Annotated in this window: 20 protein-coding genes; 12 read left to right on the top strand and 8 right to left on the bottom strand. The window is 56.7% G+C overall.

The window, feature by feature from the left end; all coding sequences use genetic code 11:
* Nucleotides 1-210 precede the first annotated feature (210 nt).
* The 7 genes from ACR0IU_RS16935 (at nt 211) to ACR0IU_RS16965 (ending at nt 12,090) form a co-directional block, all read left to right on the top strand.
* The gene (locus ACR0IU_RS16935; RefSeq protein WP_480717067.1) at nt 211-1,644 is read left to right on the top strand and encodes an NAD(P)-dependent oxidoreductase; all 1,434 of its coding nucleotides are present in this window, start codon (nt 211-213) and stop codon (nt 1,642-1,644) included.
* 124 nt (nt 1,645-1,768) lie between these two features.
* Nucleotides 1,769-6,301 (top strand): glutamate synthase large subunit, encoded by a 4,533-nt coding sequence (gltB, locus tag ACR0IU_RS16940; protein ID WP_480717068.1) that lies wholly within the window; start codon nt 1,769-1,771, stop codon nt 6,299-6,301.
* Between the two features lie 186 nt (nt 6,302-6,487).
* On the top strand, nt 6,488-7,408 hold the full coding sequence (locus ACR0IU_RS16945; protein WP_480717069.1) for a Hint domain-containing protein: 921 nt from the start codon (nt 6,488-6,490) through the stop codon (nt 7,406-7,408).
* 38 nt (nt 7,409-7,446) lie between these two features.
* Nucleotides 7,447-8,187, top strand: a complete 741-nt coding sequence (mtgA, locus tag ACR0IU_RS16950; protein WP_010442908.1) for a monofunctional biosynthetic peptidoglycan transglycosylase — start codon at nt 7,447-7,449, stop codon at nt 8,185-8,187.
* Between the two features lie 58 nt (nt 8,188-8,245).
* A complete protein-coding gene (fzlA, locus tag ACR0IU_RS16955; RefSeq protein WP_170470958.1) occupies nt 8,246-8,911 on the top strand; it encodes an FtsZ-binding protein FzlA in 666 nt (221 codons plus the stop codon).
* Between the two features lie 75 nt (nt 8,912-8,986).
* On the top strand, nt 8,987-10,024 hold the full coding sequence (gene queG / locus ACR0IU_RS16960) for a tRNA epoxyqueuosine(34) reductase QueG (protein WP_480717070.1): 1,038 nt from the start codon (nt 8,987-8,989) through the stop codon (nt 10,022-10,024).
* Between the two features lie 62 nt (nt 10,025-10,086).
* Nucleotides 10,087-12,090: a hydantoinase/oxoprolinase family protein gene (locus ACR0IU_RS16965; protein ID WP_480717071.1), complete on the top strand. Its 2,004-nt coding sequence runs from the start codon at nt 10,087-10,089 to the stop codon at nt 12,088-12,090.
* A 24-nt stretch (nt 12,091-12,114) separates the two neighbouring features.
* On the opposite strand, the gene msrA is transcribed toward ACR0IU_RS16965, so the two are convergent.
* From msrA to ACR0IU_RS17000, 7 genes are all read right to left on the bottom strand, one after another.
* Nucleotides 12,115-12,627, bottom strand: coding sequence for a peptide-methionine (S)-S-oxide reductase MsrA (msrA, locus tag ACR0IU_RS16970; RefSeq protein WP_170773782.1), 513 nt, complete (start codon nt 12,625-12,627; stop codon nt 12,115-12,117).
* Nucleotides 12,624-13,073, bottom strand: a complete 450-nt coding sequence (gene msrB, locus ACR0IU_RS16975) for a peptide-methionine (R)-S-oxide reductase MsrB (protein WP_170542641.1) — start codon at nt 13,071-13,073, stop codon at nt 12,624-12,626. Before msrB ends, msrA begins: the two co-directional genes overlap by 4 nt.
* Before the next feature lie 94 nt (nt 13,074-13,167).
* On the bottom strand, nt 13,168-14,046 hold the full coding sequence (locus ACR0IU_RS16980) for a DMT family transporter (RefSeq protein ID WP_480717072.1): 879 nt from the start codon (nt 14,044-14,046) through the stop codon (nt 13,168-13,170).
* A gap of 111 nt (nt 14,047-14,157) precedes the next feature.
* The gene (locus ACR0IU_RS16985) at nt 14,158-14,445 is read right to left on the bottom strand and encodes an HU family DNA-binding protein (protein ID WP_010442901.1); all 288 of its coding nucleotides are present in this window, start codon (nt 14,443-14,445) and stop codon (nt 14,158-14,160) included.
* A 130-nt stretch (nt 14,446-14,575) separates the two neighbouring features.
* Nucleotides 14,576-16,039, bottom strand: coding sequence for an AMP nucleosidase (locus ACR0IU_RS16990; protein WP_010442900.1), 1,464 nt, complete (start codon nt 16,037-16,039; stop codon nt 14,576-14,578).
* Nucleotides 16,036-17,838: an adenine deaminase gene (ade, locus tag ACR0IU_RS16995; protein ID WP_480717073.1), complete on the bottom strand. Its 1,803-nt coding sequence runs from the start codon at nt 17,836-17,838 to the stop codon at nt 16,036-16,038. Before ade ends, ACR0IU_RS16990 begins: the two co-directional genes overlap by 4 nt.
* Nucleotides 17,839-17,994: 156 nt before the next feature.
* Nucleotides 17,995-18,870: a LysR family transcriptional regulator gene (locus ACR0IU_RS17000; protein WP_480717074.1), complete on the bottom strand. Its 876-nt coding sequence runs from the start codon at nt 18,868-18,870 to the stop codon at nt 17,995-17,997.
* A gap of 119 nt (nt 18,871-18,989) precedes the next feature.
* Here ACR0IU_RS17000 and ACR0IU_RS17005 point away from each other — a divergent pair, with 119 nt between their 5' ends.
* Entirely contained in the window at nt 18,990-19,745 is a 756-nt protein-coding gene (locus tag ACR0IU_RS17005) for a class II aldolase and adducin N-terminal domain-containing protein (protein ID WP_480717075.1), read from the top strand.
* Between the two features lie 25 nt (nt 19,746-19,770).
* Entirely contained in the window at nt 19,771-20,757 is a 987-nt protein-coding gene (locus tag ACR0IU_RS17010) for a sterol desaturase family protein (protein WP_480717076.1), read from the top strand.
* Between the two features lie 56 nt (nt 20,758-20,813).
* Here the strand turns inward: ACR0IU_RS17010 and ACR0IU_RS17015 are convergent, their stop codons facing one another.
* A complete protein-coding gene (locus ACR0IU_RS17015) occupies nt 20,814-21,446 on the bottom strand; it encodes a class I SAM-dependent methyltransferase (protein WP_170470938.1) in 633 nt (210 codons plus the stop codon).
* An 88-nt stretch (nt 21,447-21,534) separates the two neighbouring features.
* On the opposite strand from ACR0IU_RS17015, the gene ACR0IU_RS17020 reads away from it, so the two are divergent.
* The 3 genes from ACR0IU_RS17020 (at nt 21,535) to katG (ending at nt 26,032) form a co-directional block, all read left to right on the top strand.
* On the top strand, nt 21,535-22,380 hold the full coding sequence (locus ACR0IU_RS17020; protein ID WP_170773799.1) for an SDR family oxidoreductase: 846 nt from the start codon (nt 21,535-21,537) through the stop codon (nt 22,378-22,380).
* Nucleotides 22,381-22,426: 46 nt separating this feature from the next.
* Nucleotides 22,427-23,410 carry a glycosyltransferase gene (locus ACR0IU_RS17025; protein WP_480717077.1) on the top strand — a complete coding sequence of 328 codons (984 nt, stop codon included), beginning with the start codon at nt 22,427-22,429 and terminating at the stop codon, nt 23,408-23,410.
* Nucleotides 23,411-23,830: 420 nt separating this feature from the next.
* Nucleotides 23,831-26,032 (top strand): catalase/peroxidase HPI, encoded by a 2,202-nt coding sequence (gene katG / locus ACR0IU_RS17030; protein ID WP_480717078.1) that lies wholly within the window; start codon nt 23,831-23,833, stop codon nt 26,030-26,032.
* Nucleotides 26,033-26,409: the final 377 nt, after the last annotated feature.

Genomic DNA, 26,409 nt, shown 5'->3' on the forward strand with positions numbered 1-26,409 from the left:
GTCTGCTTGTTGTGATCAATGGGTATAAGCGTGTTGCGAGAAAGGAAAGCGCATAGATAGGTCCGAATCGGTACTATTTTCTGGATAAAATTTCGCCCCAACACGCCAAATCGCCAAAATTTTCTAATAATAGGTCAGTATATCTGACTTTTCATCCCCAATGACTTCCCTTAAAGAGACCCAAGCAAGCCAATTCATGGAGTCTGACACGTGGCCAAGCAACCGATGCTGAAATTTGTGCAGATCGATCGCGTCATGCCTGAAAAGCGTGCCGCTGGTGACCGCAAAGAGGACTTTGATGAAATCTATGCGGAGTTCGCCGCCGAAAAAGCGGCCGAGCAAGCGAGTCGTTGCAGCCAGTGTGGTGTGCCTTATTGCCAATCGCATTGCCCACTACACAACAACATTCCGGACTGGCTGCGCCTGACCGCTACAGGACGGCTGGAAGAAGCCTATGTGACCAGCCAGGCGACCAACACGTTCCCCGAGATCTGTGGTCGTATTTGCCCGCAGGACCGACTTTGTGAAGGTAACTGCGTAATCGAACAATCGGGTCACGGGACGGTCACCATTGGAACGATCGAGAAATACATAACCGATACCGCCTGGGACAAAGGTTGGGTGAAGCCCGTCGCACCAGCGGCGGAGCGTGGCGAAAGCGTTGGCATCATTGGTGGCGGCCCCGGCGGACTGGCCGCGGCCGATATGCTGCGTCAGGCGGGCATCCAGGTCACGGTCTATGATCGCTATGACCGCGCAGGGGGACTGCTGATGTATGGTATTCCGGGCTTCAAACTGGAAAAAGACATTGTCCAGCGTCGCAACGATTTGCTGGCCGAAGGCGGCGTAGAATTTGTTCTGAATTGCAATGTGGATGCTGCCAAGTTCGAAGAAATCCGAGCAAAACATGATGCGGTAATTATTGCGACAGGTGTCTACAAATCCCGCGATTTGTCCATGCCGGGCAGCGGTCTGACCGGGATCGAAAAGGCAATCGATTTCCTGACCGCCTCGAACCGTAAGAGTTTTGGAGATGCCGTTGAAGATTTTGATAGTGGCCGCCTGAACGCTGAAGGTAAGAAAGTTGTCGTCATTGGCGGCGGTGATACCGCGATGGACTGTGTACGGACGTCAATCCGGCAGGGGGCAACTTCGGTCAAATGTCTTTATCGCCGTGACCGGGCGAATATGCCGGGGTCACAGCGTGAAACCCAAAATGCCGAGGAAGAAGGTGTCATCTTTGAATGGCTCAGTGCGCCCAAAGGTTTTACCGGCGACGACAAGGTTTCAGGTGTCATGGTGCAGAAGATGCGCCTGGGTCAGCCCGACGCATCGGGCCGCCAATCGCCAGAAGTGATCGAAGGAGCGGATTATGTCGAAGACGCCGATCTTGTCATCAAGGCGCTGGGTTTTGAACCCGAAGACCTACCCACCCTGTTTGGTCAGCCCGACCTGCCCGTGACTCGGTGGGGCACTATCAAGGCCGCATTCGAGACTGGTGAGACCGAAATGGAAGGCGTTTACGCGATCGGAGACATCGTGCGCGGTGCATCGCTTGTGGTTTGGGCAATCCGTGATGGGCGCGATTGTACTGACGCGATTATCGACCGGTTCAACGCCAAAGCTGCCGTCGCGGCCGAATGACACAAACGGCGGCAGATCATCTGCTGCAATCACAATATTAGATGCTCGACGGACAGGCATTGCCAAATGAACGCCCACGAAGGTTCAGAAACCTTGGAGTGCCGACGGAAGAAGGAGACAGCCAATGACCAAGTTTGACGCAGATTGGGTGCAGGCCGAAGAAACCAAACGTCAGTGGATGGCTGAGAATGGTCTTTATTCCGAAGAAGAGGAACATTCATCCTGCGGCGTGGGTCTGGTTGTTTCTGTTGACGGTAAGAAAAGCCGCAAAGTTGTTGACGCAGGGATCGATGCGCTCAAGGCGATCTGGCACAGGGGGGCTGTGGATGCTGACGGCAAAACCGGTGACGGAGCTGGTATCCATGTGCAAATCCCCGTTCCGTTTTTCTATGACCAGATTCGTCGCACCGGGCATGAACCAAACATGGACGAACTGATCGCGGTTGGTCAGGTGTTCTTGCCCCGGACTGATTTTGGTGCGCAGGAAAGCTGCCGGACCATCGTAGAGACCGAAGTTCTGCGCATGGGGTACTATATCTACGGCTGGCGGCATGTGCCGGTCGATGTGACCTGTCTGGGTGATAAGGCCAACGCAACCCGGCCAGAGATTGAACAAATCCTGATCTCGAACTCCAAAGGCGTGGATGAAGAGACCTTCGAGCGTGAGCTTTACGTCATCCGCCGCCGCATCGAAAAGGCCGCCGCCGCCGCGGGGATCTCAGGGTTGTATCTGGCTTCGCTGTCCTGCCGGTCGATCATCTACAAGGGTATGATGCTGGCCGAACAAGTGGCGGTGTTCTATCCCGACCTGATGGACGAACGCTTTGAATCCGCGTTCGCAATCTACCATCAGCGCTATTCGACCAACACATTCCCGCAATGGTGGCTGGCCCAGCCGTTCCGTATGCTGGCCCATAACGGTGAAATCAACACACTCAAGGGCAACGTCAATTGGATGAAAAGCCATGAGATTCGCATGGCCAGCGCGACCTTTGGTGACCATGCCGAGGATATCAAGCCGATCATCGCAGGTGGATCGTCGGATTCGGCCGCATTAGACTCGGTTTTTGAGGTTTTGGTGCGCGCCGGACGTTCAGCCCCGATGGCGAAAACCATGCTGGTGCCGGAAAGCTGGTCAAAGCAGGCAGTCGAACTGCCTCAGGCTTGGCGCGACATGTATTCCTATTGCAACTCAGTCATGGAACCGTGGGACGGACCTGCCGCGTTGGCGATGACCGACGGACGTTGGGTATGTGCCGGACTGGACCGGAATGGCCTGCGCCCAATGCGATATGTCGTGACGGGTGACGGTCTGGTCATAGCGGGTTCCGAGGCCGGGATGGTCCCAATTGACGAGGCGTCCGTGAAGGAAAAAGGCGCGCTTGGACCGGGGCAGTTGCTGGCCGTGGATATGAAAAAAGGCAAGCTGTATCGTGACACCCAGATCAAGGACAAGCTATCGCGCGCCCTGCCGTTTGGCGATTGGGTCAGCAGGATCAACGATCTAGATACAACGCTTGCAGGCGTAACCGAAGCGCCCATGTTCTCGGGCGAAGAACTGCGTAAGCGCCAGATTGCTGCGGGATACTCGGTTGAAGACCTCGAACAGATCCTGGCCCCTATGGCGGAAGATGGCAAAGAAGCGCTTGCTTCGATGGGGGATGACACGCCTTCGGCTGTTCTGTCGAAACAGTATCGCCCGCTCAGCCATTTCTTCCGTCAGAACTTTAGCCAGGTAACAAACCCGCCAATCGACAGTTTGCGCGAGTATCGCGTCATGTCGCTGAAAACTAGATTTGGTAACCTGAAGAACGTTCTGGACGAAGATAGCAGCCAGACTGAGATTGTGGTTCTGGAAAGCCCCTTTGTCGGCAATGCGCAATGGGAGTTGCTGGTCGGGCAGTTCAACTCTCCTTTGGCTGAGATCGATTGCAGTTTTGCCCCGGGTGAGGGTCAGTTGGACTTGGCTCTGGCCCGCATCCGCGCCGAGGCGGAAGAAGCGGTGCGTTCGGGTGCAGGACATCTGGTGCTGACCGATCAGCATTCCGGGCCAGACAAGGTGGCGATGCCGATGATTCTGGCCACCAGCGCCGTACACAGTCATCTGACACGGCAGGGGCTACGGACCTTCTGCTCGCTCAACGTGCGGTCGGCAGAATGCGTCGATCCGCACTATTTCGCGGTGCTGATCGGGTGCGGTGCAACCGTTGTGAACGCATATCTGGCCGAGGATTCTCTGGCAGACCGGATCGAACGGGGCCTGTTGGATGGCACCTTGACCGAGAATGTGGCGCGATATCGCGAAGCCATCGATCAGGGCCTGCTCAAGATCATGGCAAAGATGGGTATTTCTGTCGTGTCTTCTTATCGCGGCGGCCTGAATTTCGAGGCCGTCGGCCTGAGCCGCGCCATGGTGGCCGAGTATTTCCCCGGCATGACGAGCCGGATTTCCGGCATTGGTATCCACGGCATTCGAGTCAAGGTCGAAGAGATTCACGCCAAGGGCTGGGCAAGCGGCCTGGATGTGCTGCCCATCGGTGGTTTCTACAAGGCGCGTAAATCGGGTGAGACCCATGCGTGGGAAGCGACCTCGATGCACATGATGCAAATGGCCTGTAATAGAGCCTCATATGAGCTGTGGAAGCAGTACTCGGCCAAGATGCAGTCGAACCCGCCGATCCATTTGCGCGACCTGATGGACTTCAAACCGCTGGGCAAGCCGGTGCCAATTGAAGAGGTCGAGTCGATCACATCGATCCGCAAGCGTTTTGTTACCCCAGGTATGTCGCTGGGGGCGCTGTCACCAGAGGCGCATAAGACACTGAATGTGGCGATGAACCGGATCGGTGCGAAATCCGACTCGGGTGAGGGTGGTGAAGACCCTGCACACTTCGTGCCGGAGCCCAATGGCGATAACCCCTCGGCCAAGATCAAACAGGTGGCTTCGGGGCGGTTTGGCGTGACCGCCGAGTATCTGAACCAATGTGAAGAGCTTGAGATCAAGGTCGCTCAGGGTGCGAAGCCGGGTGAGGGTGGTCAGCTTCCGGGTATGAAGGTCACCGACCTGATCGCGCGTCTGCGGCACTCGACTAAGGGTGTGACACTGATCTCACCGCCGCCGCACCACGACATCTACTCGATCGAGGATCTGGCGCAGCTGATCTATGACCTCAAGCAGATCAACCCGCGTTGTAAGGTGACGGTGAAGCTTGTTGCGTCGTCGGGCGTTGGCACAATTGCTGCCGGTGTGGCCAAGGCGAAAGCGGATATAATCCTTATTTCGGGCCACAATGGCGGTACAGGTGCCTCGCCCGCGACATCAATCAAATATGCTGGTCTGCCATGGGAAATGGGCCTGACCGAGGCGCACCAGGTTTTGGCCATGAACAACCTGCGCGACCGCGTGACCCTTCGCACTGACGGGGGCCTGCGCACCGGGCGTGACATAGTCATGGCCGCCATGATGGGGGCCGAGGAATACGGTATCGGTACCGCTGCATTGATCGCGATGGGCTGTATCATGGTGCGTCAGTGCCAGTCGAACACCTGCCCAGTTGGTGTCTGTACGCAAGACGAATCCCTGCGTGCAAAGTTCACCGGCAACGCGGACAAAGTCGTAAACCTGATCACCTTCTACGCGCAGGAAGTGCGCGAACTTCTGGCCAGCCTAGGGGCGCGTTCGGTTGATGAGATTATCGGTCGCGCAGACCTGCTGGCTCAGGTAAGCCGGGGCTCTGCGCATCTGGATGACCTGGACCTCAATCCGCTGCTGATCACCGTCGATGGAGCGCATAACATCGTGTACAACCGCGATAAGGATCGAAATGCGGTGCCTGATACGCTGGACGCTGAGATCGTGCGCGATGCCGCCCGGTTCTTGAAAGACGGTGAAAAGATGCAGCTGTCATATGCCGTACAGAACACGCATCGGACCGTGGGAACCCGTGTCTCCAGCCATATCGTCCAGAACTTTGGGATGCGGAACACGTTCCAGGACGACCACTTGCATGTCAAGCTGCAAGGTTCGGCCGGTCAATCGCTTGGGGCCTTTGCCGCTCCGGGATTGAAGCTGGAAGTCTCAGGTGATGCCAATGATTATGTAGGCAAAGGCCTTTCGGGTGGCACAATCGTCGTGCGTCCACCGCAGGTCAGCCCGTTGAAGGCGGATGACAACACCATCGTTGGCAATACCGTCCTGTATGGTGCGACCGACGGACATCTGTTCGCCGCAGGTCGCGCGGGTGAGCGGTTCGCGGTTCGGAACTCGGGCGCAACTGTTGTGGTCGAAGGCTGTGGCTCGAACGGGTGTGAATACATGACCGGCGGTGTTGCGGTAATCCTGGGTGACATTGGAGCGAACTTTGGCGCGGGTATGACAGGCGGCATGGCCTATCTGTACAATCCCGAGCGCAAGGCCGAAGCGCTGTTGAACAACGAGACCCTGGTCACCTGTCCAGTCACGGTAGAGCATTGGTTGGATCAACTGAAAACGCTGATCCAACGCCATGTCGACGAAACCAATAGCCGCAAGGCTGCAGACATTTTGCAGCACTGGGAAGTGGAAAAGACGCATTTCCTGCAGGTCTGCCCCAAAGAGATGCTGAACAAGCTAAGCCACCCCCTGACCACCGAAGTCGCAGCGGTTCCTGCAGAATAGGATCTGCGATATCGAAAACGATTTACCCGGCGTGTCGAATCCAACACGCCGGGTTCTCTTTTGCATATGCGCAGGGCTTCCAATCCTTGTGCAATTCGGTCCGGAACGCCTAGCTTTGGTCATTGTTTGTTCGGGAAATACGGGCATGATCCTAAATCAATGATGTGAAAGAGGCGGAGTTTTGGTGTGCCGATAACCTATACAGACCAGTTTTATTCCTTCGATCCGGCAAACCCACCCCCCGTCGGATCCGCGATCACGGTCGATACATTTGATCTGGTTGATCAGGACGAAAATGGCGAGATTGAGGACTTTGGCGGTGACACTGTCGCCGGGCAAACGGTGTCAGATTCCTGGCCCGGAGACACCGTGACGATAAATGTTCCCGGTGTCGGAGACGTCACCTATGTGGGTATTACATTCTATCTTTCGGACGGCGTCACGCGGGTATTCACACCTACTGACGGACAGGTTCTTCAGGCAGGCACGCTGGTATCGACGACATTTGTGAATGTTGAAGGCCCACTGATTGTCCCTGGCGAACTTGGCCCACCTTGTTTCACGCCCGGAACACTGATCGATACGCCAGATGGGCCGCGTCTGGCTGAAGACCTGAAACCCGGAGATCTTGTTACAACAGCAGATAGCGGTGCAGAACCGGTGCTTTGGGTTGGTCGGACGACGGTTGCGGCAGAGGGTAATCTGGCACCGGTTCGGTTTGAGGCCGGCATGTTTGGCCTTGTCGAGCCGTTGGTTGTTTCTCCTCAACACCGAATGCTTATTGACGATTGGCGTGCGCAATACCTGTTTGGACATGATGAAGTTCTGATCGCAGCGCATTGTCTTGTGAACGGTAATACCGTGACACGGATGGAAGGGGGTGAGGTCGACTATATCCATCTCTTGTTCCGCCGGCATGAGATCGTGTTCGCCAACGGGGCCAAAAGCGAAAGTTACTATCCGGGACATGCGCTGACTCAGGCCGAGCAACGAACACAAGGTGAAGTTCTGGCGCTGTTCCCTGAGCTGAGTGTGCGCGGCGCTGCATCAATCAATACGGCGCGCCCGGTTGTTCGTCCGCGGGACGCGCAGATGTTGTCGAATTAATCCGTTTCAAATGCGCCCTCTGCGGCGTATAGCAAAGCATGGCAAAGAAAGCAGCGCGCAAGTCACGCGGTAAGAATAAAAAGGCATCAGGCTCAAAGAAATCGCAAGGCCTCATCGCGCGGATGCGGCGGTGGGGGCTGCGAATCGGCTTAGGTATTGCTGTCGCGTTTTTTGCGTTGATCCTGATTTATTCGGTCGTGAACCCTCCGATCACACATACGATCTGGTCGGAATGGCGCCGGTTGGGTAAGGTTGACCGTGACTGGGTCGCCATCGAAGAAATTTCACCCGTCATGGCCCGATCTGCTGTTGCAGCCGAAGACGCAAACTTTTGCTTGCATTGGGGTTTTGATGTTGAGGCCATTCGGGACGCATTGGAAGATGGGGGCAATCGAGGCGCATCGACCATAACGCAGCAAGTGGTGAAGAATGTCTTCCTTTGGCAAGGGCGCAGTTGGGTGCGCAAGGCCCTTGAGACCTCGATAACCCCGGTTGTCGAAATGGTCTGGAGCAAGCAGCGCATCCTTGAGGTCTATCTGAACGTCGCCGAAACCGGGACCGGTGTGTTTGGTGTCGAAGCGGCGGCACAGAAATACTATGGGGTAAGTGCGGCAAAGATGTCGCCGGTCCAAGCAGCGCGTATTGCTGCAATTCTGCCCTCGCCGCGAAACAGATCAGTTACCGATCCTTCGGTTCGAACCCGCAGGCGTGCAGCATCGATCCTGGATGGAGCGGCCACCATCCGCGCAGATGGACGCGCCAAGTGTTTCGAGGATTGAATCTCAAGCCGGTCAGAGGCTAAAGCTGAGGTGTATTCTCTGGTTCGATTGGAAGCTCATGGCGCGTCTGTTTCACGTTCCCCTCTCTCCCTACTGCCGCAAAGTTCGCTTGTCCTTGGCTGAAAAGAAGATCGAGGTTGAGCTGGTCGAAGAACGATATTGGGAACAAGACCCGGACTTTTTGCGCCGCAATCCGGCGGGCAAGGTCCCCGTGTTGCGATTGGATGGTCAGATCATGGCCGAGAGTGCCGCGATTTGTGAATATATCGAAGAGACTCGTCCCGAGCCGCCCCTAATGCCTAAAAAGCCCGAGGCGCGTTACGAAGTCAGGCGTCTTGTTGGCTGGTTCGATGACAAATTTCATCACGAGGTCACCTCAAAACTGCTTTATGAACGAGTGAACAAGAAGGTCACTGGGCAGGGTTATCCGGATAGCAAGAACGTCAAGGAAGGTGCAAAGGCGATCAAGTATCATTTGGATTACATGGCCTGGCTGCTCGACCATCGCCGCTGGTTGGCCGGGGATCAGATGACACTGGCCGATTTTGCCGCAGCAGCGCATCTGTCGGCGCTGGACTATATCTCGGACGTGGATTGGAACCGCAGCGCTGCGGTGAAGGACTGGTATGCGAAGATCAAGTCTCGCCCAGCATTCCGCTCGATTCTGGCGGATCAGGTGCCTGGATTCCGGCCACCGCCTCATTACGCTGATCTGGATTTCTGATAGGTTGGGGAAGGGGGATGTCTGCCCCTCTTGGCCCATTGGGCCAATTCGCCCGCCGAGGAAAATTAGGGCCAGATGAAGAACGGATCGGAATTGAAGGCACGATTGGTGGAGCAGGCCCTTGTTGAGGGGTTTGTGGCCTGCCGGGTGTGCCGTCCTTGGGACGTGCCGCAGGTGCCAGAGCGGTTGGAGGCATTTCTGCAGGCCGGATATCATGGTCAGATGGGGTGGATGGCGGAGCGGAGCCATTGGCGCGGGGATCCGTCGGCGCTCTGGCCCGAGGCACGATCCGTGATCATGCTGGCCGAGAGTTATACGCCTGAGCATGATCCCACAGAAGTGCTGTCGTATCCCGAATTGGGTGCAATTTCGGTCTATGCACAGAACAAGGATTATCATGATCTGGTCAAGAAACGCCTGAAGCGATTGGCGCGCTGGCTGATTGCTGAGGGCGGGGGTGAAGTGAAGGTGTTTGTCGACACGGCGCCAGTGCCAGAGAAATCTTTGGGAGAGGCAGCTGGGTTAGGTTGGCAGGGTAAACACACTAATCTGGTAAGCCAGGATTGGGGCAATTGGGCCTTCTTAGGGTCTGTATTCACGACATTGGACCTGCCTTCGGACGTCGCTGAGGTCGACCATTGCGGGTCGTGCAGGGCTTGTTTGAATGCATGTCCAACAAACGCTTTTCCAGCGCCGTATCAACTGGATGCGCGTCGTTGTATTTCGTATCTAACCATCGAGCATAAGGGGCCGGTGGATGAAGAATTGCGGGGGCTACTGGGGAACCGGATATATGGCTGCGATGATTGTCTTGCAGCCTGCCCCTGGAACAAGTTCGCAGTCGCTGCCAGCGATATTAGATATGCAGCGCGTGAGGAATTGAAGGCCCCGTCGTTGGCAGAGTTGGTGATGTTGGATGATACGGCTTTCAGAGCGATGTTTTCGGGCTCACCGATCAAGAGAATCGGGCGGGATCGGTTTGTGCGGAACGTGCTTTATGCGATTGGGAACTCGGCGGTACCGGCATTGCTGCCGGTTGCTCAGACGCTGACCGATGATCCTGATCCGACGGTGGCTGATGCTGCGCGCTGGGCGGCGTCTAGGTTGTCGTAAACAGGCTGGACGCGCCGTAGGAAAACGCTACACCCGATTCTGGCGAACAGATGGAGGACCCGATGGCGCTGGCTTTGGGTGTGGATACGGGCGGAACCTATACAGATGCGGTGCTGGTTCGGGATGAGCGTGAGGTGATTGCCTCGGCTAAGTCTCTGACCACACGCGCAGATTTGGCGATTGGGGTTGGCCGGGCCATCTCGGCGGTGCTTGCAGAAGCCGAGATCGCGCCAGATCAGATCGGATTGGCATCGCTTTCGACGACTTTGGCTACCAATGCGCTGGTCGAAGGCCAGGGGGGGCGTATCGCGCTGATTTATGTCGGATTTCGCGAAAGTGATCTGGAAAAGCATGGGTTGCGGGATGCGCTGAAAGGAGACCCGGCGTTGGTTCTGGCCGGTGGGCACAATCACGCAGGCGGTGAGAAAGAGCCGTTGGATACAGAGGCACTTGAGGCCTTCTTGAAGTCTCACGAAGGCATATCTGGCTACGCGGTTGCGGCCCAATTTGCCACCCGAAACCCGGCGCATGAGCTTGAAGTTGCACGGGTGGTTGCGGAAAGAACCAGTATTCCGGTGACTTGCTCGCACCATTTGTCAGCCAAATTGAATGGACCAAAACGGGCTGTGACAGCGGTTTTGAACGCCCGGTTGATAGGCATGATTGATCGTCTGATCGGGCGGGCGCAGGACCAACTGAAAGAACAAGGTATTTCAGCGCCTATGATGGTCGTACGTGGGGACGGGGCTTTAATGAGTGCCGAACAGGCGCGTGAACGCCCGATCGAAACGATCCTTAGCGGTCCGGCGGCATCGATTGTGGGCGCGCGTTGGTTGACGAATGCCGATAACGCGTTGGTTTCCGATATCGGTGGAACTACGACCGACGTCGCGTTGATACGGGATGGAAAGCCCGCGATTGATCCCGCAGGTGCGCAAGTTGGTGGTTTCCGTACTATGGTCGAAGCCGTTGCGATGCGTACCCACGGTCTGGGTGGGGACAGCCAAGTACATGTTTTGACCGAAGGATTGCAGGGTGGTGTCTTTCTTGGCCCGCGGCGTGTGCTTCCGGTTTCGTTGATCGCTGCCGAAGCACCAGATGTTGTTCACGCAGAGTTGGATGAACAATTGCGCGCGACAACAGTGGGTGAACACGATACCCGTTTTGCGCGGCGGGTGCCGGGAATCCCGGCTGAAGGCGTGGGCCCGCGTGAAGCTGTCTTGCTGGACCGGCTGGACGATGGGGTGCTGGCGCTGAGTAAACTGCTGCAGACCCGGATGGAACATGGCGCGCTGACGCGTTTGGTCGATCGTGGGATTGTTCAGGTTTCCGGTGTCACGCCCTCAGACGCGAGCCATGTTCTGGGTCGTCTGGACGACTGGGATGCTAAGGCTGCATATAAGGCACTGGAGCTAATGGCACGCAAGCGGGTTGGATCTGGAGAAAAGCTGGCGAGATCACCTGAGGCGCTGGCGCAGATGATCGTTGATCAATTGACCGAACAAACCTCATTGACTTTGTTAGAGACTGCTTTTGCGGAGGAGATCGACGGTTTTAGTCTGGCACCGCAGGAACTCGCGCGGCACGTACTAACCCATCGTGGTCTTGCCAAACACCGAGGATTGATCGCGCTGGATGCCGCACTGAATGTCGATGTGGTGGGCCTAGGGGCCTCGGCACCCAGCTATTACCCTGCCGTAGGTGAGCGGTTGCATTGCAATATGATCCTGCCTGAACACGCTGGTGTTGCGAATGCTATCGGAGCGGTCGTTGGTCGGATGACCCTGCGCCGGTCAGGCACTGTTACGTCTCCCGCTGAAGGCCGCTATCGGGTGCATCTGGAAGAAGGGCCACAAGATTTCTCGGATTCAAGCGCTGCCCTGAAGGTACTTGAAACAGCTTTGCGTGGAGAGGCCGAAGGTGCCGTGCGCGAAGCAGGGGCCGAGGATATTCGAGTGACGGTCGAGCGCGACATCCGCACCGCCAAAATTGAGGCGCAGGAGGTGTTTGTCGAAGCGTCGGTCACGGTCGAGGCCAGCGGACGGCCTCGGGTGGCGGTGGGGTAGCCCCCGCAGGGGCTACCGGCGTCCTTATTCAGCCGCGCTGGAGCGTTTTGGCAGGACCCAATCCGGGCGCGGGAAGTGGCAAGTGTAACCGTTCGGGATACGTTCCAGATAATCCTGATGTTCTGGCTCGGCTTCCCAGAAATCTCCGACAGGTTCGACCTCGGTCACGACTTTACCGGGCCAGATGCCGCTGGCATTCACATCGGCAATCGTGTCTTCGGCCACCTGTTTCTGGGCATTGTCCACGTAATAGATCGCAGAGCGATAGCTCATGCCGCGATCATTGCCCTGACGGTTCAAGGTGGTGGGGTCGTGAATTTGGAAGAAAAACTCTAACATTTCACGATAGGTGATCTGTGCCGGGTCGAACCAAATCTCGATTCCCTCTGCATGGGTGCCATGGTTTCGATAGGTGGCGTTGGGTACGTCACCGCCGGTGTATCCGACACGGGTGCGGGACACGCCCGGCAATTTGCGGATCAGGTCCTGCATGCCCCAAAAACAGCCTCCGGCCAGAACGGCGCGTTCATCGGTCATCTGATTTCCTCCACATGGATCAGGAATTCGCCATAGCCCTCGTCCTCCATATCGTCGCGATGGATGAACCGCAGCGAGGCGGAATTGATGCAATAGCGTAGCCCACCATGTTCGCGCGGGCCATCGGGGAAGACATGGCCCAGGTGGCTATCGCCGTGTTTCGAGCGGACCTCGGTCCGGATCATGCCATGGGTGGTGTCGCGAAACTCTTCGACATGCTCATGCACGATGGGTTTGGTAAAGCTGGGCCAGCCACAGCCGGATTCGTACTTATGGGTCGATGCGAACAATGGTTCGCCCGAGACGATATCAACATAGATGCCGGGCTCCTTGTTGTTCAACAGTTTGCCTGTGCCCGGGCGTTCGGTCCCGCTGCGTTGAGTGACGTGGAACTCCTCCGGCGAAAGGGCGGCGATGGCCTCAGGGTCCTTGGTGAAACGGGACATGGCTCCTCCGATTCTATTGGTTTCGACCAATAAATGGGGTTCTAAGGGGGAAAGCAAAGGCTTGTTACATCGGCTCGCGCAGTCGTGCTCGATCTTAGGCCAGCTTGGCGACGGGTTGACGTGACAATTGCACGGCCAAAATACCCAATGTGGTGATCAGTACGCCGATCGCATCAAGTGGCCCCAATTTTTCACCCAGCAGAAGGGCCGCTATGGCAACACCGAAGACCGGGTTGAGGAAATGGAAGGTTGCCGCACGGATCGGGCCGATCCGGTCCAGCAGCAGGAACCAAATCAGCGTGGCCAAAAGGCCGGGGAACAGCGTTGTGTAAGTAAAAGCCAGTATGAACGGAACGGTTGGGTGGATGTAGATGGTTTCAAAGATCGGGGCGGCGACGAACAGCGCCGCTGCGCCTACAAGCATTTGCAGCCCCACCACCATCATGAAATTGCCGCCAGAGGTCGCTCCGCGCACCGCCAGCGTAGCAAAAGTGAGTGCAAGTGCCCCGAACCCGCAAAGCATGACCCCAAACAGGTCAATGCCAGCCCCGATCCGGCTGCCCATGATCAAGGCGACACCGGCAAAGCCTGCAAACAAACCGAAGATACCCACCGGACGCAGTTTTTCGCCCAGCAGTAGCCATCCAGCCAAGGCGACAAGTAATGGCATAGTTGATGCAATGATCGCAGCCATTGATGCTTCGACGGTCTGCATGGCGAAGAAATTTAGACCCAAATAAAGGGCATTTTGACAGATTCCGAATAGGATTGTGGCGCGCCATTGGACAGGCGTCAGATTCCAGCTCTGTCCCATGGCACGCGCGATCGCCACGCCGAGCATTCCGGAAATGAGAAACCGCAGCGCAAGCGAGAACAGGGGTGAGGCATCGGCAACAATGATCCGTGCCGAGGTAAAGGCCGATGACCAGATCAGGGCAAACACAAGCCCCATAGCGATGGCGCGCAGGTCCATTTCGGCCTCCTTGGGAAATTGGGGCGACTGTCACCGGTTTTCGCGACAACCGCAAGGAAAAGGGGCCGCCCGGTGGCGACCCCTTCGATCTTGTGATCTGTCTACGGTGAATTAGCCGTTGACGCTGTCCTTCAGGGCTTTCGCGATGGTCATCTTGACCACTTTGTCGGCCTCTTTCTTGAACTGCTCACCGGTCGCAGGGTTGCGCACCATGCGCTCGGGGCGCTCGCGGCAGTAGATTTTGCCAACGCCGGGCAGGGTGACAGCACCACCGGCGGATACTTCGCGGGTGATCAGGCCGGTCATGGCCTCCAGCGCAGCGTTTGCGGATTTCTTGTCAGTTCCCATTTCCTCAGCGAGAGCAGCCACCAGTTGAGTCTTTGTCATAGGCTTTGCCATTTCTTGGTCTCCTTAACGTGCCCGATCTATAGGGCCTCACCGCGTAACTGTAACGGGATATTGTGGCCGAACACAACGAATAGTAGCACTAAAAACCCCAAAAATAGGGGAAATTCGTTGCTTTTTTGCTTCACAGAAAGGCCGTTTCGTCGAACGAACGCAATTTCCGGCTGTGCAAGCGTTCTAGCGGCATGCCGCGTAAGTGTTCCATCGCCCGGATTCCAATGGCCAGATGGCGGCTGACCTGAGTTGTATAGAATGCCGAAGCCATGCCGGGAAGCTTTAGTTCACCGTGCAGAGGTTTGTCCGAGACACAGAGCAATGTGCCGTAAGGCACCCGGAACCGGTAGCCATTTGCAGCAATAGTCGCGCTTTCCATATCTAGTGCAATCGCACGGGACTGGCTGAGCCGTTGCACCGGCCCGGACTGATCGCGAAGCTCCCAGTTGCGGTTATCGACGGAGGCGACGGTGCCTGTCCGCATGATGCGTTTCAGCTCGTAGCCTTCCAACTCAGTTACCTCGGCCACAGCCTGTTCCAGAGCGACCTGGACTTCGGCCAGCGGTGGGATCGGCACCCAGACGGGCAGGTCGTCGTCCAGCACCTTGTCCTCGCGCAGGTAGGCATGTGCCAGTACGAAATCTCCCAGTGCCTGCGTGTTGCGCAGACCGGCGCAGTGACCAACCATCAACCAGGCGTGCGGGCGCAGAACCGCTATGTGGTCGGTGGCCGTTTTGGCATTCGATGGTCCGACGCCGATATTGACCAGCGTGATCCCAGACCCATCCGCGCGTTTCAGGTGGTAGGTTGGCATTTGCGGCAGTTTCAACGGCTGTTCGATTGCCGCTTCTGGGTCAGCGATCTCGACATTTCCAGTCGAGACAAAGCTGGTATAGCCGCTGTCGGGATCGGACAATTGCGCGCGCGCATAGTTTTCGAATTCAGAGACGTAGAACTGATAGTTTGTGAACAGAACGTGGTTCTGGAAATGGCTCGGGTCCGTTGCGGTGTAATGCGACAGCCGCGCAAGAGAGTAATCTACGCGCTGGGCGGTGAATAGCGCCAGAGGCTCGGCATCGTTCTCAGGCTCGTTGATGCCATTTACGATGTCGTCATTGGTTGTGTTCAGATCGGGCACATCAAACGCATCACGCAACGTGAAACCGGCTGCGCCTTGGTGCGGAACCACCAGATCCGGGTTGTTGGCCACGGCGAAATGCACCGGGATCGGGGTCTCAGAGGCTCCAATTGTTACCGGCTGATCGTGATTCTTGATCAATAGTGCGATTTGCTGGGCCAGATATGACCGGAACAGATCGGGCCGGGTGACCGTTGTCGCATGCGTGCCCGGTTCGGATACATGACCGAAGCTTAGTCGGCTGTCGACCTGTGCGTAGGAAGAGGTCCTGATCCGGATTTCAGGGTAGAACGCCCGGAATCTTTCGGTAGGAGCGCCATTTTTGAGCGCGTCAGCAAACTTGTCGCACAGGAACTTTGTCGCTTGTTCATAAAGCTCTTCCAAGCGCGCGACAGCGGCCAGCGGGTCTGTAAATTTCTCGGGGTTGGGAACGTCAGGGGTTTGGATCGTTGTCATGCAAGGGGTTCCAGAAGGTCGATCTTTTTAAATGTGCGTACGTCTATCAGCCCAAGGTCTGAGATCCGCAGCTCAGGGATCACGACTAGGGCCAACAAAGAATGCTGCATATATGCGTTGTTGAGTTCACAGCCACAGGCTTTCATCGCCTCGACCATCTGTTCGGCTTTGGCTGCAACTTCGGCGGCTGGGCTGTCGGACATCAGACCCGCTATGGGCAATTCAACCAGCGCCAGTTCTTCACCGTCTCGAAAGATTGTGATGCCGCCGCCCACTTCCGCCAGTCGGTTTGCGGCCAGAGCCATCTGCTCGCGGTCAGTGCCGACAACGATCATATGGTGGCTGTCATGCGCCACGGTCGAGGCCATGGCCATTTTGCCCTGATACCCAAAACCTGACACAAAGGCGTTGGTCACCCCGCCCGTGGCGCGGTGGCGTTCAACCAACGCGATCTGGCAAACCTCGCCTTCGCCCTCAACAAGCCCTTCGATAATGGGCAATTCTGACTTCAGCGCCTGGGTTGGGGCTTGATTCTCGACGACGCCGATCACATTGGCCATGACGCGGTTGGCGCCAGCGGGGGCGTTGATCTCAAAATCGGTCGAAGACAGCTCATGTCCCAGATGGACAGTGTTCCGTGCCTTGGCAGGCCAAACCAGATGCGGACAGTCGACTGTCACCGTTCCGTTTTCAGCCACGACCTGGCCCCGCGCAATAACCGTTTCGATTGGCAAACTGGTCAGGTCAGAACTCAGAATAATGTCGGCTCGCCGACCCGGTGTGATCGAGCCGATCTCACGTTCCAACCCAAAGTGAGTCGCGGTGTTAATGGTAGCCATTTGAAGCGCGACCAGAGGATCACATCCGCACGAGATTGCATGGCGCACCACACGGTTCATATGACCATCATTGACCAGAGTACCCGAATGGCAGTCGTCGGTACACAGAATGAAGTTGCGCGGATCCAGCCCCTTTTCGGTCACCGCAGTGATCTGGCTTTCTACATCATACCAGGCAGACCCCAGCCGCATCATCGACCGCATCCCCTGACGGACCCGAGCAATGGCATCGTCCTCGCAGGTGCCTTCATGGTCATCAGCGGGGCCACCAGCGACGTATGCTGCAAAATCAGACCCTAAATCAGGCGATGCATAGTGCCCGCCCACTGTTTTTCCCGCTCGCTGCGTGGCAGCAATTTCCGCAAGCATCTTCGGGTCGCCATGTATGACCCCGGGAAAGTTCATCATCTCTCCCAACCCAATAATGCCGGGCCACGACATCGCTTCAGCCACATCCTCGGCTGTAATCTCATATCCTGTGGTCTCCAGGCCCGGTGCCGAAGGCGCGCAGGACGGCATCTGGGTAAAGATATTCACGGGCTGCATAAGCGCTTCGTCATGCATCAGGCGCACGCCTTCAAGGCCAAGCACATTGGCGATCTCATGCGGGTCGGTGAACATCGAAGTGGTGCCATGTGGAATGACTGCGCGGGCAAACTCTGCAGGCGTCAGCATGCCCGATTCGATATGCATATGCGCGTCGCAAAGTCCGGGAATCATATACCGGCCGTCTGCCTCGATGACCTGAGTTTCAGGACCGATGCAATAGGAGGCATCCGGACCTACAAAGGCCACGCGTCCCGCAGCGATGGCGACATCATGATCCGGCAGGGCTTCTCGGCTGTGTACATTCACCCAGATACCGCCGCGGATCACCATATCGGCAGCTTCGCGGCCTGCAGCAACAGCGATAAGACGAGGGGTGGTATCGGGCCAACTTGGGAAGGGAGTGTATTCCATGGCCCAACTTTCACGAATGAAGCAGAAGGTGCAACCCCCACCGGTAAGGTATCATCCAATCATCACAATTCATGCCAACCGCAGCGCGCCAGCGCTGCTACGCCCAACCAGAGGAAATGCCCAAAGGGCATTGAGGATGGGCGGGAGCGCCCCGGTCTAGTTTTGAGTGTCGGCTGCGATTTCGGAGCGCAGCCAGTCAACAAAAACCAATGCGCCCGGCGTTTCCTCAGCTTGAGGTGACAGCAGCAAATAATATGCCTCGGGCATGGCGGCACGGTGAGAGAACGGCGCAATTAAGCGACCTTCGTCAAGTAGGCGTTTGGCGATCATGTCATGGGCCAGGCACAGCCCACCTCCAGCCATCGCAACTGACAGGCTGACCAGATAGGTCGTCGAATAGGTGACCTGCGGTTTCTCCCAAGTTAGACCCTGTTCCGTGATCCAGCTCTCCCAATTCGACAGCAAGTTCGAACAATCAAAAAGAGGTTGTCTTTGCAAGGTTTCAAGTGTTACCCGGAAGTCCGGAGTACAGACGGGATAATAGTGATCGGTCTGCAATAGTTCTGTGCGCACCGTGTCGGCAGGACGCAGCGAATATCGAATTTCGACCGCCGCACCCTCAGCCATTTCGCGTGGCTCCCACAGCTCGGTGAAGATGTTCAAATGCACATCCGGGCGCAGTTTCCGAAACCGGGGAAGACGCGGTGCCAGCCAGTTGACGGCAAATGTTATGTTGCTCTGCACCTGAACCGCATTTTGTTGCGCCCCCGTGACGGCCTGGGTGCCCCTTACAAGCGTCCGAAACGCCTCGCGCACAACCGGCAAATAGGTGATGCCTGCTTCGGTCAGTTCCAATGCGCGCGGGCGACGCAGGAACAACGGCTGGCCCAGATACCCCTCCAGCGATTTGACCTGCTGACTAACCGCACTTTGCGTCATATTCAGATCCCGTGCCGCACCTGTAAACGACAGGTGACGGGCTGCTGCTTCAAATGTGCGCAACCAACCCAGAGGAGGAAGTGGTTTCCGCATACGCATAACTCCGCCAGTAGTTTTACTTATGAACTAGGTGTGTTTTTTTCGTTGGTCAAACTTTTGCAGTGCAGGCACGATTTACCCAATGCCCCAATCGCCCCACGAAGGAGTCCGGTATGAGCGTCACCAACCTGCGCCCCAACATTGATCATTGGTCCGAACGTGTTGATATGGCCGCAGCCTTCCGCTGGACCGAGCGTCTCAACATGCATGAAGGGGTGGCGAACCATTTTAGCCTGGCGGTCAATGCAGACGGCACGCAGTTTCTGATGAATGCCAACCAGATGCATTTCTCGCGGATCAAAGCGTCAAATCTGCTGCTACTGGATGCCAACGACAATAATGTCATGGATCAGCCCGGAGCGCCGGACCCGACGGCATGGGGGTTGCACGGATCAATCCACCGCCATTGCCCCCATGCGCGTTGTGTGATGCACGTGCATTCGATTTTTGCGACGGTTCTGGCCTCACTGGCGGACAGCACCCTGCCGCCGATTGATCAAAACACCGCAACCTTCTTCAATCGCTATGTGATCGATGAGGAATTCGGTGGTCTGGCGTTCGAAAGCGAGGGCGAGCGATGTGCTTCGATGCTGTCTGATCCGAAGAAAAAGGTCATGGTTATGGGCAATCATGGGGTTCTGGTGATCGGTGACAGCCCTGCAGATGCCTTTAATAGACTCTACTACTTTGAACGCGCCGCCGAAACTTACATCCGTGCGCTTCAAACTGGGCAGCCCTTGCGCGTTCTGTCCGACGAAATTGCGGAAAAGACCGCACAGGAATTGGATGACTATCCCGGTCAGGCCGAGGCGCATCTGCGCGAAATTAAAGCAGTCTTGGACGCCGAAGACTCGGACTACGCAACCTAAATACCCCCTCTAAGGAGTTTCAGCCATGACTGACGTTCATGATGCAGAAGCCGCCCGCTGGAATTACCGCCCCGACGGTCCGGTCGGTCTGAATCCTTTGTTCAACTGGCCGCCGCGCCCCGCTGCGATCCTGCGTTGGTACAGAGGGGCTTGGCTGCCGCTTACGTCGCTGACTCTGTGTATGGCCTTGGCAGTGGTTGCATATTTTGCGTTTTTGCCTGCATTAGAGACTATGCAATCCTTCGCGCCTGGTTGGATGTTCCGCGTTTGGCTATTGAATATGCTCCCTCAGATCCTGGTTGCTGGGGGCCTGCATTGGTGGCTTTACATGCGCAAAGGGCAGGGCATGTATAAAAAGTTCGACCGTCGGGACCTGACTCGGAACAACGGTTCATTCACTTTTCGAAACCAGGTTTTGGATAACATCTGGTGGACCTTGGGCAGCGCGATGACTGTGGCCACGGCCTATCAATGGATAATCTATTGGGCGATGGCGAACGGCTACGTGCCAGTCATAACTTGGGCCGCAGCGCCGGTCTGGTTCGTGATCTGGATGCTACTGATTCCGATGTGGTCCGGGCTGCATTTCTATTGGGTCCATCGGTTGGAGCATCACCCGAAACTCTATAAACACGTCCATGCCGTGCATCACCGCAACGTCAATATCGGTCCGTGGTCAGGGATATCGAACCACTGGTATGAAAACCTGCTTTATTTTTCGACCTACTTCATCCATCTGATCGTGCCCTCGCACCCGCTGCATCTGTTGTTTCATGTTTATTTTCAGCAGATCAGCCCGGTTCTGTCCCATTCGGGCTTTGAAAAGCTAAGGGCGGGCGAGACGGACGCCGCGCGGGCAGGAGATTTCTTCCATCAGCTTCATCACCGGTATTTCGAGTGCAACTATGGCACTTCTGAGATTCCGTTCGATAAGTGGTTCGGGACCTATCACGACGGCTCAGCTGAGGCGACAACACGGACTCGGGCGTATAAGAAGCAGATGTATACCTAGGTGTCTAATGCTGCGAAGGTCCGGACATAGTCAAATTCGCGGTGATTAGTGTCTGATCAGCCCTTTTCGAACAGCGCGATTAAAGCAATGTCATCCTTGTTGGGGCCGGCGGCTAGCTCACCATATATACGCACCTCGGCAAATGACAGATTGCTGATTTGTTCAGCCTCGAGAGCGCCGAATGCATAGGAAAACCCCAGTGCCTCAAAGTGCTTTGCGTTGATTGACAGGGCGAATTGTGCGCCGGGACGCGCGACCCGCAAGAGCGCGGGCAAAGCCTCGGGCCCCAAGTGGCCATGAGTGAACGTTCCGGAGGAAACCACGCCTGCATAGCTGTCACGCGGGACGGGCAGGCCCTGATTCAGATCGGCCTCGATCGCGTCTCGGTAGATATCCTTGCGCATCGCCTGATCCAGCATTTCAGCACTTATATCAGTGGCGTCAATCGGGCCAACGCCCAGCCCCGCCAAAACCGCACCACATAACCCCGTTCCCGCTCCAACATCCAATACCGGCCCCTGACCACCGGCAGCAACGAAAGCGCGCGCTGTGTGGATGTGGAGTTGATAGTCTTCCAGTGCGGCAAAATTGTCGTCGTAGTCTCCGGCCCATTCAGCGTAGAGACGCTTGTTCTCTTCAGGCGACTTCAAGGAATAGGCGGCGCGTAGATCGGGTGTTTTGTTGCTCATACATCAATGAAGGCGCATCAGAGGATTCGAATCAAGTGCGTCCATCCGGCGCTTGCATCCCCGGGCCGGGCGGATCATCAAAGGAGCTATGACTCAGACACTTTTTTCATTCGGCCACGGCTATTCTGCCCGAGCGACATCGAAGCGACTTGATCCAGCATCCTGGCGGATCATCGGAACCTCGCGCGATCCAAAGCAAATTGAGACCATTCGCGCGTCGGGAGCCGAGCCGATTGTCTGGCCGGGGGAACGGCCTGACCTGGAAGGTGTCACACATGTATTGATCTCAACCGCGCCTACAGCAGATGGTGACCCTGTATTGGCAGAGTTGCGCGATGAGATTGCCGCCCGCGCCGGGCAATTCAAATGGGTTGGGTATCTGTCGACTACTGCGGTTTATGGTGATCACGATGGGGGTTGGGTGGATGAGACAACCGCGCCCGAACCTACCGCCGAACGAGGTCGGTGGCGCGTGCGTGCCGAAACGCAGTGGGCAGATATCCCGGACCTCCCGTTACATACATTCCGATTGGCGGGGATTTATGGGCCGGGGCGTGGACCGTTTTCCAAGCTCAAGAGAGGTGGCCTGAGACGGATCATTAAGCCGGGACAGGTATTCTCGCGTATTCACGTTGATGATATCGCGCAGGTGTTGATCGCATCGATGGCCAAACCCAATCCGGGCGCGGTCTACAATGTCTGCGATGATGAACCGGTGCCACCGCAGGATGTGATCGGTTATGCGGCCGAGCTGCAGGGACTGCCGTTACCGCCTGCTGTGCCATTTGATGAGGCTGATCTGACTCCGATGGCCCGTAGTTTTTACGATGAAAACAAACGCGTTCGGAATGATCGGATTAAAGAAGAGTTGGGTATCTCACTGCTCTACCCAAATTACCGGGTTGGGTTAGAAGCGTTGATGGAACCCTCGTGATCACTGCGCCTTGTCAAGAATCAGATGCAGGTAGTATGGGGATGCGATGAAGGATCGCTCAGCCACCCTGAAGATTACGGTTTCTACTCTTACCCGGCAGCGCCCCGAAATGCTGGCTGCATTGATCGAGAGCTGGGGCGAGATGAAGCTGCCGCCTGATTGCTCAGTGCGATGCCTTGTGGTCGAAAACGACAGTTCACCGCTTAGCGAGGATACCGTGCGGGCAGCTGGGGCTGTTCTCCCCAACGGGGCGGGTCTGGATTATGTCCTTGAGACCGAGCCTGGCATTCCTTTCGGGCGCAACCGTGCAGCGCGCGAGGCGCTTGAACAGGGTTCGGATCTGCTCTGTTTTGTTGATGATGATGAAGTGGTGGCATCCAATTGGCTTGAGAGTTTGGTTGCCGGTTATCGCAAGAGTTCCTCTGTGTTGTTGGGCGCACCGCTCCGCGCCGCAGGGCCGACTGGGCAGGAAACCGCAATGCAGCGGCTGATGCTACGCAACATCAGCAATCGATATCTCGACAAGGAAAACGCCGCCGCCAGGAAGGCGACATTGAACGATACCGGCGGTGTTACCATCGTGACCAACAACTGGCTGGGCGAGACGAGGTTGTTCAGCGAAACCGGGCTTTGGTTCGATGAAACCATGCGGATGACGGGCGGAACGGACGCAAAGTTCTACGCCGAGACCGTTGCCGCTGGATTGCCTGTGGGCTGGGTGCCTGATGCGTTCGTGTATGAAACCATTCCGCCCGAACGCCTCTCGTTCTTGTATCAGGCTGCCCGAGGGCGGGACCAGTCCAACACGCATATGCGGCGCAAGCTTGATCAGAAGCCGACAAAGGCGATCTTGGGTTTCCTGAGTGCACCTTTGCGTTTGTTGGCGCTACTGGGGGCAATACTGTTGTTTCCGTTCCAACCGGATCGACGGTTGATCCAGATCGCCCGCACGGCAGGGTGGTTGGTCGGCGTGTTGGGAATTCCCTTTGGCTACAAATCCGCCCTTTATAAAAAAGTCAATGGCCACTGAACCTGTGTCGACAGACAGCTTGACGCTGGCCCCACTCAGGCAATTTACAGCGGTCAGCATCGTAGATCCATTTGCGTCGCCACCCCCACGTGCTCAAATTGCGAGTCACGGTGAAGCCCAACGGCGAAAATGCAATCGCGTGCTCTAGCGTCCAGCTGCGCGAAGACGTTCAAGTGATAGTTTTGGGTTATCAATATCATCGAAAAACAAAACTTATGTGAATAGCTTGGATTTGCTAAATCTACACCCAAACAGAAAGAACGAGTCGTTAATGCTATTTCCTACAATGAAGGCAGGGCCGATCCGCGCGATCCCGCGTAGTGCCCATGCCAGGGACGAGCGCAAAAACACTCAAGCCCCTGTTTCTCGTTTCAAAGTTAACCGCGCGACGCACACATCTAGCCAGTACTGGAGATCGATATGGACGGAAGTGATACCCCCAACATGGGCAAATGCCCGGTAATGCATGGCGCCGAGGCCCGGTCCAACCGGGATTGGTGGCCGAACCAGTTGAACCTGTCGATTCTGCATCAGCATAGCCCTGCATCGAACCCGATGGGTGAGACATTCGACTATGCCGAAGAGTTCAAGAAGCTCGACTTGAAGGCGCTGAAGGAAGACCTTTACGCACTGATGACGGATTCGCAGGACTGGTGGCCGGCGGACTACGGTCACTACGGCGGCTTGTTCATCCGTATGGCCTGGCACGCAGCGGGCACTTATCGGACGGCAGATGGCCGTGGCGGTGCCTCGACCGGCAATCAGCGGTTCGCGCCTCTGAACAGCTGGCCGGACAATGGCAACCTGGACAAAGCGCGCCGTCTGCTGTGGCCGATCAAGCAGAAATACGGCAACCAGATCTCGTGGGCTGACCTTTATATCCTGGCGGGCAACTGCGCGATTGAATCCATGGGTGGAACGACCTTTGGCTTCTCGGGTGGCCGCGAAGACATCTGGGCTCCCGAAGAAGACATCTATTGGGGTGCCGAGACCGAATGGCTGGCCCCAACCGAGAACCCGCACAGCCGCTATTCGGGCGAGCGTGATCTGGAAAACCCGTTGGCCGCCGTTCAGATGGGTCTGATCTATGTGAATCCCGAAGGGCCCGATGGTGAGCCGAACGTTCTGGCCTCGGGCCGCGACATCCGTGACACCTTTGGTCGGATGGCAATGAACGACGAGGAAACCGTCGCTCTGGTCGCGGGTGGCCACACTTTTGGCAAGGCGCATGGTGCGGGCGACCCCAATCTGGTCGGCCCCGAACCCGAAGCCGCCCCGATCGAGGACATGGGCTTTGGCTGGATCAACAAATTCGGTTCAGGCAAAGGCGACGACACCACTACCAGCGGAATCGAGGGTGCATGGACCGCGAACCCGATCAAATGGGACAACGGCTATTTCGATCTGTTGTTCGGCTATGATTGGAACCTGACCAAAAGTCCCTCGGGCGCTTGGATCTGGGAACCGGTCGGCGTGAAAGATGAAGACATGGCCCCGGCGGCGCATGATCCGTCCAAGAAGGTCAAGACCATGATGACCACCGCCGACATGGCGATGCGCATGGATCCGATCTACGGCCCGATCTCGAAACGCTTCCACGAAAACCCGGAAGAGTTCGCCGACGCCTTCGCTCGCGCCTGGTTCAAACTGACCCACCGCGACATGGGTCCACGTGCACGTTATCTGGGAGCAGAAGCGCCCAGCGAAGAGCTCATATGGCAAGACAATGTCCCTGCCGTCGATCACGCGCTTATTGACGACGCCGATGTGGCGGATCTGAAAGCCAAGATCCTTGCGACAGAGCTGTCGGTTTCGGATCTGGTGTCGACCGCATGGGCTTCGGCTTCAACCTTCCGCGGATCGGACATGCGTGGCGGTGCCAACGGTGCGCGTATTCGCCTGGCTCCGCAGAAAGATTGGGAGGTCAATGAGCCGCTGAAACTGTCCAAGGCGCTGGGTGCGCTGGAAGGGGTTCAGGCTGCGTTCAATGATGGACAGTCTGGTGGCAAGAAAGTTTCGTTGGCAGATATTATTGTCCTAGGTGGCGCTGCAGCCATCGAACAGGCAGCCAAAGCCGCAGGCCATGACGTTGACGTGCCCTTTACCCCGGGCCGCACCGATGCCGCGCAAGAGCAGACGGATGTGGACAGCTTTGCAGTGATGGAACCCATCGCCGACGGTTTCCGCAACTACCTGCACAAGGAGTACTCGGTTCCGGCCGAGGCTCTGCTGGTGGACAAGGCCCAATTGCTGACACTGTCTGCGCCTGAGATGACGGCACTTGTCGGTGGGATGCGGGTGCTGGGTGCAAACTTTGGTGGCACCTCTCATGGAGTGCTGACCGACCGGGTTGGTACGCTCAGCACTGACTTCTTTGTGAATCTTTTGGATATGGGCACCGAGTGGAAGCCGTCTGGTGATGGCGTCTACGAGGGTCGTGATCGGGTGAGCGGCGAAGTGAAGTGGACGGGTACCCGCGCGGATCTGGTCTTTGGTTCGAACTCGCAGTTGCGGGCGCTGGCCGAGGTCTATGGTCAGGACGATGCGGGCGGTAAATTTGTCTGTGACTTCGTTTCTGCCTGGAACAAGGTGATGAATGCGGATCGATACGATTTGAACTAGTGACGCGACCTTCGCAGTGAATTGCGCCGCCCGAGGAGACTCGGGCGGCGTTTTCATTCGCCTGAGTTTGGGTTGCCTACCGAGCATTGGGTATGATTCCGCCGTAAGGTCGTCCATTTCGTTGCCGTGATCCTCCTTTTAGCAAATTTGTTGGGCGAATTATGAAGCTAACATATTGTTTTCATTAAGATGGAGAAGAAGATGAGCGGAAATGTGAAGTTTTTTCAAAATGGGGGTTGCAGGTCTTAGACCTAATCCGTAAATACCCCTTCACCGGCGCTGCTGAGGCGGTTGCTGGGACGCTGGGAACGGCGGAGACGGGCCGGAGAGACGGTTGAGACGCATCGGAGAGACGGTGGGCATCTGAGGTTGGTAAT

This window comes from Ruegeria sp. CL5 (assembly GCF_056536485.1).